Here is a 15,269-nt window from a genome sequence, read left to right as displayed (position 1 = left end):
TGATCGGCGGTGACGTCAGGTGGGGCGCGCTGAAGATTGTTAAGCCCTCAAGATGATCAAAATGGAACAAATCTACATAAGCTGTTCAAATGGGTGGTGACGATGCGCGCCTGAGGGCCGTGGTTTTGCTGGCGCAGACGATGGCGGCTGCCTACACCCCGCGCGAATCGTGGCGGGCTGCGGCGTTGGGGGCCTGTGAGGCGCTGGGCGGCAGCTTCGCCGCGCTCTCCGTGTGGGAGCGCGACCGGGGCAGGCTGAGGGTGCTGGTGAACGCGGGGCGGCGTGACGAGGCGGAGGAGGAGTTCCCCGAGGGCGAGGTGTACCCGGTGCACCAGTTCCCGGAGATCACCGAGTTCCTGCACGAGCGGTGGGCGGGCGGCGGTGAGCCCGACGCGTGGGTGGAGACCGCCGACGGTCTGCCGGGTGCGGGCGGCCCGGCCCGCGGCGCCCGCCCGTACTGCCGTCAGCGGGTCGCGGCCCTGCGGCGGCGCGGGCGCGGCTGCTGTGTGGTCGCGCCGATCGTGCTGCACGGGCGGGCCTGGGGCGAGCTGTATGTGGCGCGCCAGATGGGGGAGCCGGTGTTCGACCGGGACGACGCGAACTTCGCGACCGTGCTGGCCGCCGTCGTCGCGGCCGGGATCGCCCAGACGGAGCGTCTGGAGGAGGTCCGCAAACTCGCCTTCAGTGACCCGCTGACCGGGCTCGCCAACCGTCGCGCCGTCGACATCCGGCTCGACGAGGCGGTGGAGCGCCACCGCACGGAAGGCGCCGTCGTCAGCCTGGTGGTCTGCGATCTCAACGGCCTCAAAGCGGTCAACGACACGCATGGCCATGCCGTCGGCGATCGTCTGCTGGAACGTTTCGGCTCGGTGCTGTCCCTGTGCGGGGCCATGCTGCCGGACGCCCTCGCGGCCCGGCTCGGCGGCGATGAGTTCTGCCTGCTCGCCGTGGGGCCCGGCGCGGACGACGTGGTCCGGGTCGCCACGGAGCTGTGCGAGCGCGCGGAGGTGCTCGAACTCGGCGACGGGGTGGCCTGCGGGGTCGCGTCGACCGGCGACCCGATCGGCCCGGTGCGCTCGGCCCGCCGCCTGTTCCGGCTGGCGGACGCGGCGCAGTACCGGGCCAAGGCGGCGCGCTCGGTGGGGCCGGTGGTGGCCGGGCGCGACGGCGAGGTGATCCGGCTGGCCGACTCGCCGCCGAAGTCCGCCCACGACCGGCGCAGGCTGCGCGGTCAGCGCCCCTGACCGGCGCCGGGCCGCGACGGCCGGTAAGGGGTCAACCCGGCGACCACTAGTGACAGGTGGGCTTTCAGTCCGTACGCTTCTGAATATGGATATGCATACAGTCGTGGTGGGGACGTCCGGTACCACCGCCGAGGACGTCATCGCCGTGGCCCGCGGGGGCGCCCGGGTCGAGCTCTCCGCAGCCGCCGTGGAAGCCCTGGCCGCCGCCCGCCGGATCGTGGACGCGCTCGCCGCGAAGCCCGAGCCGGTCTACGGCGTCTCCACCGGCTTCGGCGCCCTCGCCAGCCGCCACATCAGCCCCGAACTGCGCGCCCAGCTCCAGCGCAACATCGTCCGCTCGCACGCCGCGGGCATGGGCCCCCGCGTCGAGCGCGAGGTCGTCCGCGCCCTGATGTTCCTCCGGCTGAAGACGGTCGCCTCCGGCCACACCGGCGTACGCCCCGAGGTCGCGCAGGCCATGGCCGACGTGCTCAACGCGGGCATCACACCCGTCGTGCACGAATACGGCTCGCTCGGCTGCTCCGGCGACCTGGCCCCGCTCTCGCACTGCGCCCTGACGCTGATGGGCGAGGGCGACGCGGAAGGCCCCGACGGCACCATGCGCCCCGCGGGCGAACTGCTGGCCGCCCACGGCATCGCACCGGTCGAACTGCGCGAGAAGGAGGGCCTCGCCCTCCTCAACGGCACCGACGGCATGCTCGGCATGCTCGTCATGGCCCTCGCCGACCTGAAGAACCTCTACACCTCGGCCGACATCACCGCCGCCCTCTCGCTGGAGGCGCTGCTCGGCACCGACAAGGTCCTCGCCCCGGAACTGCACGCCATCCGCCCGCACCCGGGCCAGGGCGCCAGCGCCGACAACATGCTGCGGGTGCTGGCGGGTTCGGGCCTCACCGGTCACCATCAGGATGACGCGCCCCGCGTCCAGGACGCCTACTCCGTGCGCTGCGCCCCGCAGGTCAACGGCGCGGGCCGGGACACCCTCGCGTACGCGGCCGTGGTCGCCGGCCGTGAACTGGCCTCCGCCGTCGACAACCCGGTGGTGCTCCCCGACGGCCGGGTGGAGTCCAACGGCAACTTCCACGGCGCCCCCGTCGCGTACGTCCTCGACTTCCTCGCCATCGTCGCCGCCGACCTCGGCTCGATCGCCGAGCGCCGCACCGACCGGCTCCTGGACAAGAACCGCTCGCACGGGCTGCCGCCGTTCCTCGCCGACGACCCCGGGGTGGACTCGGGCCTGATGATCGCCCAGTACACCCAGGCGGCCCTGGTCAGCGAGATGAAGCGGCTCGCGGTCCCCGCGTCCGCCGACTCGATCCCGTCCTCCGCGATGCAGGAGGACCACGTCTCCATGGGCTGGTCGGCGGCGCGCAAGCTCCGTACGGCCGTCGACAACCTCGCCCGGATCGTCGCCGTCGAGCTGTACGCGGCGACCCGCGCCGTCGAGCTGCGCGCCGCCGGGGGTCTCACCCCGGCCCCCGCCTCGCGGGCGGCCATCGCCGCGCTGCGCGCCGCCGGGGTCCAGGGGCCCGGCCCGGACCGCTACCTCTCCCCGGACCTGGCCGCCGCCGACACCTTCGTACGCGAGGGGAAGCTGGTGGAGGCCGTGGAACCGGTCACCGGGCCGCTGGCCTGAGCCGACGCGCGTACGGCCACCGTCACCCGCCGTCGCACACGTCCCCGTACCCATGAAGGGAGGGCTGCCGCACCGTCCGGTGCGGCAGCCCTCCCTTCGTGCGGGTGCCGGGTCAGAGCGCCGGGCGTACCACGCCGCGGCGCACCGAGTATGTGACGAAACCCGCGCCGATCCCCAGCAGTGCCGTACCACCGATCAGGTACGGCGTGGTGTCGACCCCCGTGCCGGTGTCGGCGAGGGTCTCGCCGGAGCCGTCGTCCCCCGCGGTCGCGGGCTGTGGCGCCAGGTGTGCGGATCCGTTCGCCCCGGTCTGCCGCGCCGTCCCGTCGACGGTCGCGTTGGCCGAGGGGACGAACCAGAGAGCGCCGAGCAGGGTCCCTGCGGCGGTGGTGGTCAGCAGTGTGCGACGAGCGACGGACACAGAATCGATCCCCTTGCGACAACCATGAGTTAGCCCCGTGGGCCGATGCTAAGCAAAGCAGCGGGTCGGAGGAAAGTCGCGGACGGAAGGAGCCTTACGCTCCGGCTTATGAGCACTTCAGAGACATCCAGATTTGTTCGTCTTCGTGTGGAGATGGTGCTGGAGATCACCGACCCCGACGCCCTGACCGGCACCGCCCTCGAAAGCATCGCCGCCGAGTACGGGGAGCCCGTCGCCGGGATCGCCGAGGGGGACACCGCCGAGGAACGCCTCCGTGCCGAGGCCACCGTCCGGACCGACCCGGCGGAGGCCCTCGCCTCGCTGGTGGACCCGTTCGACCTGGTCAGCGAGGTACCGGGGATCGAACTCGCCCAGGCGTCCTGGAGCAGCGAGACCGTCGACTACGACCCCGACGCGGAGGGCTGGGACGACGACGAGGACGAGGACTACCTCGGCGAGGACATCCTCTACGAGCACGAGCCGGAGGAGGACGGCGACGACGCCGCGGGCGAGGTCGCGCACAATGGGAAGGAAGAAGACGAGAACAGCGGCGCGGTACGGCAGGGCTGACGTGTGAGGACACCGGCCCCGGCCCGCTCACCCGCGGACCGGGGCCGCACTGTGTCCCGGCCGTACAAGCACAGGCGGGCCGGGAACCACCGCTGCCACCGCCGCGTCGATGAGTGGTGTTCCCCACATCTGTCACGGATGAGGAACCGAGCACCCGTTCCGGGTGTTCTTGGAACATTGACGGGTAATCGCCGTCCGGCGGACCCGTTCGGGGATTTTGGGGAATCGGCAACGATGGAGAAGCGTGTGATGACGGACAGCAAGCGGCGCAGGGGCCTCGCGGCCGCGTCCGTACTGCTCGGCGGCGTGCTGGTGCTTTCGGCCTGTAGCGACGGTGACAAGGGCGCGAGCGCCGACAGCTCGAAGACGTCGCAGGCGCAGGAGGTGGACAAGGCGGCCGCCGAGGACGCCTCCGAGGCGCAGATAACGATCAAGCCGAAGAACGCCGCCACCAACGCCGGCATCAACAACGACGCCAAGGTCACCGTCACCAAGGGCAAGCTGACCGAGGTCACCATGACCACCGCGGCCGGCGACGCCGTCAAGGGCACCCTGGCGGCCGATGGCATGAGCTGGCGGCCCGCCGGTCAGCTGGAGCGCTCCACCTCGTACAAGATCAACGCGACGGCGAAGGACTCGAAGGGCCGCGAGGCGCACGAGAACAGCTCCTTCACCACCGTGTCGCCCGCCAACAGCTTCATCGGGAACTTCACCCCCGAGGACGGTTCCACCGTCGGCGTCGGCATGCCGGTCTCGATCAACTTCAACAAGGCGATCACGGACAAGAAGGCTGTCCAGGACGGCATCACCGTGACATCGAGCAGCGGCCAGCAGGTCGCCGGTCACTGGTTCAACTCGCAGCGCCTGGACCTGCGCCCCGAGGACTACTGGCAGGGCGGCTCCACCGTCACGCTGAAGCTGGCGCTGGACGGTGTCGAGGGCGCGGACGGTGTCTTCGGCGTCCAGCAGAAGACCGTCACCTTCAAGATCGGCCGCAACCAGGTCTCGACCGTCGACGCCCAGACCAAGACCATGACGGTCACCCAGGACGGCAAGACGATCAAGACCATCCCGATCTCCGCCGGTTCGCCCGACAACCCGACGTACAACGGTCGGATGGTGATCTCCGAGAAGTACAAGGAGACCCGGATGAACGGTGCGACCGTCGGCTTCACCGACGACGACGGCAAGGGCGAGTACGACATCAAGGACGTCCCGCACGCCATGCGGCTGTCGACCTCGGGGACCTTCATCCACGGCAACTACTGGGGCAAGGGCATCTTCGGCACGGCCAACACCAGCCACGGCTGCGTGGGCCTCGCCGATGTGAAGGGCGCGGGCGACGCCGGCCAGCCCGCCGCCTGGTTCTACAACAACTCGCTCATCGGTGACGTGGTCGTCGTCAAGAACTCCCCGGACAAGACGATCACCCCGGACAACGGCCTCAACGGCTGGAACATGAGCTGGGCCGAGTGGACGGCGGGCTCCGCCGCCTGACGCGCTCCCGCTCCATCCCGATCCCCGTACGAAGGCGGCGGCACCCGGATCCCCACGGATCCCCGGTGCCGCCGCCTTCGGCGTATCCGGTCGTACGCCGCCTTCGGCGTCCCCGGGCGTGCCCCGGCCTGCTGCGGGCGGAGCCGCGCAACCCCGGTGTGCCCGTGCGTACCCCGGCGTACGTAGGGCGTAGCACCGCGTGCCCCGGCGGAGCGCGGGCGGATGCGTGCGCACCCCGGCGTTCTCATCCCGCTCTCATGGCGGCCTTATCTCCCCATCACGCCCGCTCCATAGCTTCACGCCATGTTCTTCACCTACCTCCGGCGCGAGCTGCGCTGCCGCAGAAAGGCGGCGCTCGTCGTCGCCTCCGGGCTCGCCCTGGGCATTGCGCTGGTCATCGTCGTCAGCTCGGTCTCCTCCGGCATGACCAAGGCACAGGACAAGGTCCTGCAGTCGCTGTACGGGCTCGGCACGGACATGACCGTGACCAAGGCCGCCGCCGCTCCGGGCTCGGCCTCCGAGCGCCCCCGGTTCGAGTTCGACGCCAAGGACAGCGACGACGACACTACCCAGAGCACCGACCGGGTGATGGTGCAGGGCCTCCAGACGCTCGCCGCCACCACGGTCGGCGAGGTCGGCGAGCAGGACGGTGTCGCGGACTCCGTCGGCGGGCTGAGCCTGGTCGTGATGAAGGTCGACGGACAGTTCAGGCGCGGTGAGTTCAAGCAGTCCGACGGAGCGGGAGAGGCCCAGGGCGGCCGGACCGGCCCCGGCGGCGGCCAGGGCGGCGGCGGGATGCCGCAGGGCGAGGTCAGGGGAGGCGGCGCCTCCTTCGACGTCAACTCCTTCACCGTGTACGGCACCGATGTCACCCGGCGGGATCTCGGCCCGCTGACCTCCTCCACCATCACCGCGGGCCGTACCTTCAAGGCCACCGAGACCGACGCCGACGTGGCGGTCGTCGACGCCTCGTACGCCAAGGAGAAGAAGCTCGCGGTCGACAGGACCGTGAAGATATCCGGCACCACGTACAGGATTGTCGGTATCTCCACGGCCGACAGCGGTGACGCGGCGGCCAACGTCTACCTCCCGCTGAAGCAGGCGCAGACCCTCGCGGACTCCAAGAACGAGATCACCACGGTCTATGTCAAGGCCACCGGCTCGCAGGCGATCGACAGCGTCAAGTCCACCATCCAGAAGAACATCCCGGGCACCACCGTCACCACCTCCGCAGACCTCGCCGACACCGTCTCCGGCTCCCTGTCCACCGCCTCCGACCTGGCCTCCAACGTCGGCAAGTGGCTCTCCATCGCCGTACTCGTCGCCGCCTTCCTGGTGGCCGGACTGCTCACCTCCGCCGCCGTCAACCGTCGCGTACGGGAGTTCGGCACGCTCAAGGCGCTCGGCTGGAAGAGCGGCCGGGTCACCCGCCAGGTCGTCGGCGAGGCCCTCGTCAACGGGCTCATGGGCGGCGTCCTCGGCATAGCCGTCGGGCTCGGCGGCGCCTACCTGGTGACCGCCATAAGCCCCACCCTCACCGCACAGCTCGGCGCCACCGGCGGCGGGGGCGGCGGCCGGATGGGCGGCGCGCTCGTCGGAGGACCCGGCGGCCAGGGCGCGGCCAGGACCCTCGACATCGCACTGACCGCACCCGTCTCCCTCACCACCATCGTCACCGCCGTCGGGCTGGCCGTCGCGGGCGGACTGATCGCGGGCGCCTTCGGCGGCTGGCGCGCCTCGCGGCTGCGCCCGGCCGACGCCCTGCGCAGCGTCGAGTAGCGGCGCAGCGTCGAGCGGTCCGCCGATACGGACAGCGCCCCCGCGCCGGACGCGCCCCCGCCCCGCGGTCGGTCGGTGCGAACAGCGCCGCCCGCCCGGCGGTCCGCCGATACGCACAGCGCCGCCCGTCCAGCAGTGCCGCTCCCGACCTCACCCTCCGTACGTACAGCAGGAGTCCACACGTGTACCAGCTCAGCGGCGTCACCAAGCGCTACCGGCGCGGCAAGACCACCGTCGACGCGCTCGCCGGTGTCGACCTGACCATCGAGGACGGTGGCAGGCTCGTCATCCAGGGGCCCACAGGCGGCGGGAAGTCCACCCTCCTCCAGATGCTCGGCGGTCTGGACCGGCCGACCGAGGGCTCCGTCGAACTCGACGGGGTCGACCTGGCGAAGCTCCCCGAGGCCAGGCTCACCAAGGTCCGGGCGGAGTCCATCGGCTTCGTCTTCCAGAGCTTCAACCTGATCCCCACCCTCACCGCCCAGGAGAACGTCGAGACCGCTCTCGTCCCCCTGGGCCTGGGGGCGAAGGCCCGCCGCGAACGGGCCTTCGAGGCCCTGGAGTCCGTGGGGCTCGGCGACCGGCCCGCCCATCTGCCGGGGGAGATGTCCGGCGGTCAGCAGCAGCGCGTCGCGATCGCGCGGGCGCTGGTGAAGCGGCCCAAGGTACTGCTCGCCGACGAACCCACCGGCAACCTCGACGAGTCCATGCGCGACGAGATCATGGAACTGCTCGACGGACTGTGGAAGGAGCACGGGCTGACCTTCGTGATGGTCACCCATGACAGTTCGATCGCCCGCAGAGCGCCCCGGCTCGCCACCATCCGCCAGGGCCGCGTCACCGTGACGGAGAACGCCTCGGCCTGAGACGGGTGCCGTCGGGGTGGGCCGGCCCGGCGATGTGGTGCGGCCCATCGGTGTGGAGCGCTCCGGCCGGGTGGTGCGGTCCGACAGGGCGGTGCGGCTTCATCCCGTCCGTGCGGCCACGGCGGCCCGGTAGCACAGCAGATCCCTGCGCCGGATCTGGCGAATCCCCGCCAGGTCCTCGTGGGGGCTGCCGTCCGTCAGGGTGCACAGCGCACCGGCTCCGGCGCCCGCACGCGCGCCCGGGTTCGCTCCCGCGCCGGTACCCGTGCGTGCGCCCTCGGGCCGGTCGGGGGCCCGACCGGTGACACGGGCGCGCAGCCCGTGCCAGGGCTGGAACGGCAGCCAGAGGAGCCCGTACAGCCAGCGCAGCACCAGCAGGCGGAAACCCGGCCGCCCCGCGTCGGGCAGCCGGATCACCCGGACGCCCATGATCAGCTTTCCGGCGCTCGCTCGGACGGCCATCGTCAGCAGCACCTGGTTGACGAACGACAGGGCCAGTGCCAGACCGACGAGCAGTACGGCCGTCCGGCCCGCGCCGGGCGCGTTCAGATAGGCACGGACCAGCAACCCGACCGCCAGCAGACAGAGGTAGGAGTCGAGCCCGATCGCCAGATACCGCCGCATGTCCCCGGTCGCCGAGGGCAGGCGGGGCGGTTGGACCGGCGCTCCGGGCGGGTACGGATGCGGATGACTCAGCGCTTCGGGCGCATAGGGATACGGATGCGGATACGAGGGGAGCTGGTGCGGGCGCGCCTGGTGCGGCGCGGCTGCGTGTGCGTACAACGGCGTTGTTCCCCAAGGGCGTTGACCGCTCCGTGACCCCCATGGCGTTGTCATGACGGCATCATGGCTGACCGTCAGGTGCCGTGTCGCGCTTCCCGCAGGGTAAGAACTCGCTCATCGGATCACCCTCGCACAACCCGGCCCGGCACACCGACCTCCGTGCCTCCGGGGCAAGAAGGGCAAGGAGGGGCAAGGCGGTGCAACGGGGTCAGGAGGGCAACGGGAACCACCGCCGCCGTACGGTGCGCTCCACCGGGCTCCGCTCCGTGCCGGGCCCCGGTTTCGTATCGGGCCGGGCTCCGGCCCCGGATCACCCACAGCCGTCGCCGGTCCACGGCAGCCGGTAGCGCGCGTCCAGCCGGTACTCACCGCCCCGGTCCACCGTGAGCCGCGTCCACTCGCCGTCCCGGCGCACGCACCCACCGCCGTCCGCCCGCAGCCACGGCGAGTACGCGATCCGGATCCGTACCGAACCGGCCGCAGGCATCCGCAGCACCAGCGAAGCCGCGTCCCCGCGGACCACGGCACCCGGCGCGGACACCAGCGGCACGGCGTCGCGGACCCGGTAGATCCGCCACCCCTCGTCCTGCCACACCGGCTCCAGCCAGTCGGTACCGCGCCGTACGATCTCGGCCTCCGCCGCGGCCGGGCTGTCCGGTTTCCCGCTGTGCAGGACCACCAGCCCGACGCCCCAGCGGTCGAGCCAGCCGCGGTAGGCCGCCGGGGTCAGGGTGCCGTCGTAGAACAGCCGCCCGCGCTCCACGTCCAGTTGGCGGTTCCAGCCGCGCGCCATGGAGGCGTACGGGGCGAGCGCGGCGGCCTCCCGGTGGTTGCGGGCCGGGACGACCTCGATCCGGGTGCGGCCGGCGCCGAAGCGGTGCAGGGCGGCGACGACCCCGTCGGTGTGCGCGGCCCAGGCGGGCACGTCGTTGGAGACCTTCAGGTCGTCGTTGGTCTTGTCCACCACCCAGCCGGTGTTGACGGCCAGCACCGCCGCCAGCACCACCACCGGAACCGCGCCGCGCACCGGAACCGTGCCCCTCGCCCGCCGGACGGCGCGTGCCGGCAGGGCGCCGCGTGCCGCCAGGGCGGCCAGCAGCACGGGCGGACCGGCGACCCCCACCAGCCGCTCCACGTTCGTCCCGATGGGCGAGGAGACCAGAAAGGTCAGGACGACGCCGACCGCGTACACGGCGCCCGCGAACCGCACCACCCGCCAGCCGCCCTCGCGCGGCGCCGCCAGCCACACGGCCGCGCAGGTGGCGAGCGGCATCCACAGCTTCCCGGAGGGCATCGGCTGCTCCCCCGTGAACGGGAAGAGCACCGTGGTCACCGCCACCACCGCGAAGGGCAGCAGCACCAGCGCCAGGGCCCGGTGCCACTGGCGGTCGAGCCCGTAGGCCGCACCCGCCACCACCAGGAACAGCCCCGCCACCGGGCTCGCGGCCGCCGTCAGTACCCCGCACACCGCCGCGAGCGCCGGACGGCTCCGTACGTACAGCAGCGCGACCAGGCCGAACGCCACGCCCAGCGCGAACGTCGTCCGCCCGGACGCGACATTGCACCAGAGCACCAACGACCCCAGCACCGCGGGCGCCAGTGGCCACCGCGTCCCGCCGCGCACGCACAGCCGGGCCAGCGCCCACGACCCCAGGAGCCCGGCGCCCACGGACACCGCCCGCACACCCACCAGCCCCATCAACGGCGGTGCCAGCACGCTGTAGTTGGCGGGGTGCGTCCCGCCGTACCAGGAGAGGTTGTACGCGGACGAAGGGTGCCGCGAGACGAAGTCGGCCCAGGCGACCTGCGCCGCCAGATCCCCGCCGCCGGTGGCCAGGACCGTCGCCCACACCACGTACAACGGCACCACCGCCAGCGTCGCGACGAGCGGCACCTGCCACAGGGCGCGGCTTCCGTCGCCGCTCACCGTGGCGACCGGTCCGGGCGTGTGCGTACGGACGCTCTCGGTGATCCCCATGCGCACCGACCCTAACGGGGCGGGGCCACCCTTTACGGTGAGGGGAACGTATGCGCGAACGGGCACGAAGGGCGGCCGGGTACGGCTATGGAGAACGACGACGCCATCTGGCGGCTGAGGCTGCGACTGCCCTCACGGCGGGGCGAGGACCTGGTCGGCGCCATCGCCGTCGACGAGCACGACTTCCCCTGGCTGCACGGCCGGTTCCTGGCCGGCCCCGCCCATGAGGAGGTACGCGACCTCTTCGCGCGTGAACTGGTCCTCCTCGACCGGATGGACGAGGACGGGAGCGACGAGAGCGCCGAAGCCTGGGAGACGGTCCACGACCAGGTGAACCGGACGATGACCCTGACCCGGCCGACGGGCGGGACGGTCGCCGAGTTCCTGCTGCACATCCAGGACGGCCGTGCCTGGTTCCGGTGGAGCGACACCCCCGTCCCGAAGGGCGAGGTGTAGGTGGGTACACCCCGGACCAGGGTGAGGGCTCCCTCGTGACGGCCGGCTCCGGCCGGGAGACTCGACGTATCACCCCAAACGGAGGACACCATGAAGGCCCTGCTCCGACTCGTACTGTCCGTCTCGCTCGTCGCGAACGTGTTCATCAACTTCGCGGTGGAGGAAAGCGGTCTGCAGATCGCGATGAGCGTCGTCGCGGGGGTCCTGGTGATCGGCTCCGGGGCCGGACTCTGGATGCTGCGCGAGCCGCGCGAATCCTGAGGGCGGCCGGGGGAGGCTCCGGGGCGGCTGCTCCGGGGCCGCTCCGGTCCGGGAAGGCGGGGGCGTCATCCGGGCGCCGGCCGAACCGGTTGATCAAGGTCGATATGTCGACCGGGGCCGGTATGCGGCCAGTATGTGGATGCCTTCGTAGATCATCAGACCGCTCTGGGACAATTGCGCCGTACAACGGTCCGTGCGTCAGCCCTCGGGACGGGGGCGTCGACGTGCATGTCGCCGACCCATGGAAGGTCTTGATCAGATGCCGGCCAGCCCCGCCCCCTCACGCCCGCACGATGCCGACCACCGTGTCATCGAGCCGCTCTACGCCGAGATCCTGCGGCGCAACCAGGGCGAGCACGAGTTCCACCAGGCGGTACGCGAGGTCCTCGAAACACTCGGTCCGGTGCTGGCGCGTCGGCCAGAGTTCGTCGACGCCCGCATCATCGAGCGGATATGCGAGCCCGAGCGCCAGCTGATCTTCCGGGTGCCGTGGGCGGACGACTCCGGCGACATCCATGTGAACCGGGGCTTCCGGGTCGAGTTCTCCAGCTCGCTCGGCCCGTACAAGGGCGGACTGCGTTTCCACCCCTCGGTCAACCTCGGCATCGTGAAGTTCCTCGGCTTCGAGCAGATCTTCAAGAACGCCCTCACCGGCATGCCCATCGGCGGCGGCAAGGGCGGCGCGGACTTCGACCCCAAGGGCCGTTCCGACGCCGAGATCATGCGGTTCTGCCAGTCCTTCATGACCGAACTCCACCGCCACCTGGGCGAGTACACCGACGTCCCCGCCGGTGACATCGGTGTGGGTGGCCGGGAGATCGGCTACCTCTTCGGCCAGTACAAGCGGATCACCAACCGCTACGAGTCCGGTGTCCTCACCGGAAAGGGCCTCGGCTGGGGCGGCGCCCAGGCACGCACCGAGGCGACCGGCTACGGCTGCGTCATGTTCACCGCCGAAATGCTGCGCAGCCGGGGCGACTCCCTCGACGGTCAGCGCATCGCCGTGTCGGGCTCGGGCAACGTGGCGATCTACGCCATCGAGAAGGCCCAGCAGCTCGGCGCGACCGTGGTGACCTGTTCCGACTCCGACGGCTATGTCGTCGACGAGAAGGGCATCGACCTCGCCCTGCTCAAGGAGATCAAGGAAGCGGGCCGCGGCCGGGTCTCCGAGTACGCCGAACGCCGCGGTGAGCACGCGCGGTTCGTGCCCGGCACGGGCCTGTGGTCCGTGCCCGTCGATGTGGCCCTGCCCTGCGCCACCCAGAACGAACTCCACGAGGCCGACGCCATCGCCCTCGTACGCAACGGGGTGAAGGCCGTCGCGGAGGGCGCCAACATGCCCACCACCCCGGAGGCGGTCCGGGTCCTCCAGGAGGCGGGTGTCGCGTTCGCCCCCGGCAAGGCGGCCAACGCGGGCGGTGTGGCCACCAGCGCGCTGGAGATGCAGCAGAACGCGTCCCGCGACTCCTGGTCCTTCTCCCACACGGAGGAGCGGCTCGCGGAGATCATGCGCCACATCCACGACTCCTGCTACACGACCGCCGAGCGCTACGGCAGCCCCGGCAACTACGTGGTGGGCGCCAACATCGCGGGCTTCGAGCTGGTCGCGGAGGCCATGCTCGCGCAGGGCCTGATCTGACCGTGGACGCCGCGGGCACCGGTGCGGTCGGCCTCCGACCGGACCGGTGCCCGTTCGTCACGACGGCGCCCGCGTCCGTGTCCGCCCGCCCTTCCCGCAGGACGGCCTTCCCCTTCCCGCAGGACGGCCGCGCGTCACGGGACTTCGCCGACAGCAGATCCGCCCCGGGCGCAACGCCCGCACCTCGCCCGCCGGGCGCGACGCTCCTAGTCTGGAGCGGTGAGCACCCATGCGACGAACCAAGCCCGCGTCATCCCCCTGCGCCCGTTCCCCGCGACGCGGCCGGACGCCGCCGCGCCCGCCGCCCCCGCGCCCAGAGAGCCGCTCTGGCGGGACATCGTCGGTGACGTCCTGCGCCGCGAGCGACTGGACCAGGAGCGCACGCTCAAGGACGTGGCCGACGCGGCGCGGATCTCGATGGCCTATCTCTCCGAGGTGGAGCGCGGCCGCAAGGAGGCGTCGTCGGAAGTCCTCGCGGCCGCCGCGCACGCGCTCGGTCTCAGCCTCGCGGATGTCCTCGGTCTGGCCCGGGCCGATCTGGTCCGTCTGACCGGTGCGCGCCCCCTGACCTCCCGCCTCGGCCGCGCCGCCGCCCCGTCCAGGGCCACGAGGGGAGAGGTGCGCCTGGCGGCCTGAAGCCGGGGAGCCCCCCGCGCCCCCCGCCTCCGGCCCCGCGCCCCCCGCCTCCGGCCGCCCGCCCCGCCGTCAGACGCGCGCCGGGACTCTCCGGCTGAGCACCTCGTCGGCGAGCCCGTACGCCACCGCCTCGTGCGGGGTGAAGATCTTGTCCCGGTCCATGTCCGCGCGGAGCGTCGCGAGGTCGTGGTCCGTGTGCCGGGACAGGACCTCCTCGACCTCGGAACGGATCCGGAGCATCTCCTCGGCGTGCACGCGCAGATCCGATACCGTCCCCTGCTGCCCACCGCTCGCGGGCTGCCCCAGCAGCACGCGGGAGTGTTCGAGCACGAACCGCCGTCCCGGATTCCCCCCGGCCAGCAGCACCGCCGCCGTCGAGGCGGCCTGCCCCACGCAGAACGTCGAGATCGGCGAGGCGACGAAGCTCATGGTGTCGTAGATGGCCATCAGTGAAGTGAACGAGCCGCCGGGGGAGTTGATGTAGATCGCGATCTCCGTGTCCGGGCTCGACGACTCCAGGTGGAGCAGCTGGGCGATGACGACGTTGGCGACCCCGTCGTCGATCTCCGTACCGAGGAAGATGATCCGCTCCGACAGCAGCCGGCTGAAGACGTCGTAGGACCGCTCGCCCTGCGGGGTGCGCTCGACGACGTTCGGAATCGTGTACTGGCCCATGATCAGAGTCCGATCCGTCGTCGTGAACCCGCCGGCCGTACGTCGTCGAGCGCGTCGACGACGCGGTCGACCATGCCGTACGCCTTTGCCTGCTCGGCCGTGAACCACCGGTCGCGGTCACCGTCGCGGGAGATCGTCTCCGCGCTCTGCCCCGTGTGCTCGGCGGTGATCCGCTCGACGGCCCGCTTGGTGAACTCCAGGTTCTCCGCCTGGATCGCGATGTCGGCCGCGGTCCCGCCGATCCCGGCGGACGGCTGATGCATCATGATCCGCGCGTTGGGGAGCGCGAAGCGCTTCCCGGGCGTCCCGACGGTGAGCAGGAACTGCCCCATGCTCGCCGCGAACCCCATGGCGAGGGTGGAGACGTCGTTGGGGATCAGCCGCATCGTGTCGTAGATCGCGAGCCCGGCGGTCACGGAGCCGCCGGGGCTGTTGATGTAGAGGCTGATGTCGGTGCGCGGGTCCTCCGCCGACAGCAGGAGCAGCTGCGCGCAGACCCGGTTCGCGGAGACCTCGTCCACCTGCGTGCCGAGGAAGACGATCCGCTGGGTGAGGAGCTGCGCGGCCAGATGGTCGTCGAACCGGGTCGAGGGCGTGTCCTCGTCGGTGGCGCGCGGGTACGGGGCGAGGTGTGGTGACATGCGGTCCTCCCGGTGGGTGGCGCGGCTGCTGCCGCCGCGTTGCCTCCACCCTTGCCCCGCCCGCACCGGCCGCGGGGTTTTCTCGGCCCACGGCAGATTCGCCGACGGCAGAGCGGCCCCTGAGCACGAAAGCGGCGGCGGGCCCGAAGGCCCGCCGCCGCAGTCCGGTTCGCGAGCGGTCACTCCG

At 71.7% G+C, this 15,269-nt stretch carries 15 protein-coding genes; 10 read left to right on the top strand and 5 right to left on the bottom strand.

Annotated features, from left to right (window positions below; translation table 11 throughout):
- Positions 1–89 precede the first annotated feature (89 nt).
- Together A6A29_RS02105 and hutH are read left to right on the top strand one after the other, a co-directional pair.
- The gene (locus A6A29_RS02105) at positions 90–1,244 is read left to right on the top strand and encodes a GGDEF domain-containing protein (RefSeq protein WP_073718176.1); all 1,155 of its coding nucleotides are present in this window, start codon (positions 90–92) and stop codon (positions 1,242–1,244) included.
- A gap of 85 nt (positions 1,245–1,329) precedes the next feature.
- Entirely contained in the window at positions 1,330–2,880 is a 1,551-nt protein-coding gene (hutH, locus tag A6A29_RS02100; protein ID WP_073718175.1) for a histidine ammonia-lyase, read from the top strand.
- Positions 2,881–2,992: 112 nt separating this feature from the next.
- Here hutH and A6A29_RS02095 read toward each other — a convergent pair whose 3' ends face one another.
- Positions 2,993–3,301 (bottom strand): hypothetical protein, encoded by a 309-nt coding sequence (locus A6A29_RS02095; protein ID WP_073718174.1) that lies wholly within the window; start codon positions 3,299–3,301, stop codon positions 2,993–2,995.
- Between the two features lie 108 nt (positions 3,302–3,409).
- Here A6A29_RS02095 and A6A29_RS02090 point away from each other — a divergent pair, with 108 nt between their 5' ends.
- From A6A29_RS02090 to A6A29_RS02075, 4 genes are all read left to right on the top strand, one after another.
- On the top strand, positions 3,410–3,871 hold the full coding sequence (locus A6A29_RS02090; RefSeq protein ID WP_241838294.1) for a hypothetical protein: 462 nt from the start codon (positions 3,410–3,412) through the stop codon (positions 3,869–3,871).
- A 234-nt stretch (positions 3,872–4,105) separates the two neighbouring features.
- Positions 4,106–5,368 carry a L,D-transpeptidase gene (locus A6A29_RS02085; RefSeq protein WP_073718173.1) on the top strand — a complete coding sequence of 421 codons (1,263 nt, stop codon included), beginning with the start codon at positions 4,106–4,108 and terminating at the stop codon, positions 5,366–5,368.
- 303 nt (positions 5,369–5,671) lie between these two features.
- Positions 5,672–7,147, top strand: a complete 1,476-nt coding sequence (locus A6A29_RS02080; protein WP_073718172.1) for an ABC transporter permease — start codon at positions 5,672–5,674, stop codon at positions 7,145–7,147.
- 182 nt (positions 7,148–7,329) lie between these two features.
- Positions 7,330–8,013, top strand: a complete 684-nt coding sequence (locus tag A6A29_RS02075; RefSeq protein WP_073718171.1) for an ABC transporter ATP-binding protein — start codon at positions 7,330–7,332, stop codon at positions 8,011–8,013.
- 99 nt (positions 8,014–8,112) lie between these two features.
- Here A6A29_RS02075 and A6A29_RS02070 read toward each other — a convergent pair whose 3' ends face one another.
- Together A6A29_RS02070 and A6A29_RS02065 are read right to left on the bottom strand one after the other, a co-directional pair.
- Complete coding sequence (locus A6A29_RS02070) at positions 8,113–8,637, bottom strand: RDD family protein (RefSeq protein WP_073718944.1); 525 nt, start codon at positions 8,635–8,637, stop codon at positions 8,113–8,115.
- Positions 8,638–9,106: 469 nt separating this feature from the next.
- Positions 9,107–10,774, bottom strand: a complete 1,668-nt coding sequence (locus tag A6A29_RS02065; protein WP_385732923.1) for a hypothetical protein — start codon at positions 10,772–10,774, stop codon at positions 9,107–9,109.
- A gap of 87 nt (positions 10,775–10,861) precedes the next feature.
- Between A6A29_RS02065 and A6A29_RS02060 the strand changes: the two genes are divergently transcribed.
- From A6A29_RS02060 to A6A29_RS02050, 4 genes are all read left to right on the top strand, one after another.
- Positions 10,862–11,230, top strand: a complete 369-nt coding sequence (locus tag A6A29_RS02060) for a hypothetical protein (RefSeq protein WP_073718170.1) — start codon at positions 10,862–10,864, stop codon at positions 11,228–11,230.
- A 90-nt stretch (positions 11,231–11,320) separates the two neighbouring features.
- Positions 11,321–11,491 carry a hypothetical protein gene (locus A6A29_RS45685; protein ID WP_198952974.1) on the top strand — a complete coding sequence of 57 codons (171 nt, stop codon included), beginning with the start codon at positions 11,321–11,323 and terminating at the stop codon, positions 11,489–11,491.
- Positions 11,492–11,750: 259 nt separating this feature from the next.
- Positions 11,751–13,130, top strand: a complete 1,380-nt coding sequence (gene gdhA / locus A6A29_RS02055; RefSeq protein WP_073718169.1) for an NADP-specific glutamate dehydrogenase — start codon at positions 11,751–11,753, stop codon at positions 13,128–13,130.
- Between the two features lie 219 nt (positions 13,131–13,349).
- The gene (locus A6A29_RS02050; protein WP_073718168.1) at positions 13,350–13,766 is read left to right on the top strand and encodes a helix-turn-helix domain-containing protein; all 417 of its coding nucleotides are present in this window, start codon (positions 13,350–13,352) and stop codon (positions 13,764–13,766) included.
- Positions 13,767–13,835: 69 nt separating this feature from the next.
- Here the strand turns inward: A6A29_RS02050 and A6A29_RS02045 are convergent, their stop codons facing one another.
- Both A6A29_RS02045 and A6A29_RS02040 read right to left on the bottom strand, forming a co-directional pair.
- On the bottom strand, positions 13,836–14,441 hold the full coding sequence (locus A6A29_RS02045) for a ClpP family protease (protein WP_073718167.1): 606 nt from the start codon (positions 14,439–14,441) through the stop codon (positions 13,836–13,838).
- 2 nt (positions 14,442–14,443) lie between these two features.
- Positions 14,444–15,082: an ATP-dependent Clp protease proteolytic subunit gene (locus A6A29_RS02040; protein ID WP_073718166.1), complete on the bottom strand. Its 639-nt coding sequence runs from the start codon at positions 15,080–15,082 to the stop codon at positions 14,444–14,446.
- Positions 15,083–15,269: the final 187 nt, after the last annotated feature.

Source organism: Streptomyces sp. TSRI0281 (genome assembly GCF_001905125.1).
In the GTDB taxonomy this organism is placed as follows: Bacteria; Actinomycetota; Actinomycetes; order Streptomycetales; family Streptomycetaceae; genus Streptomyces.
This window is presented reverse-complemented; position numbering and strand designations above follow the sequence as displayed.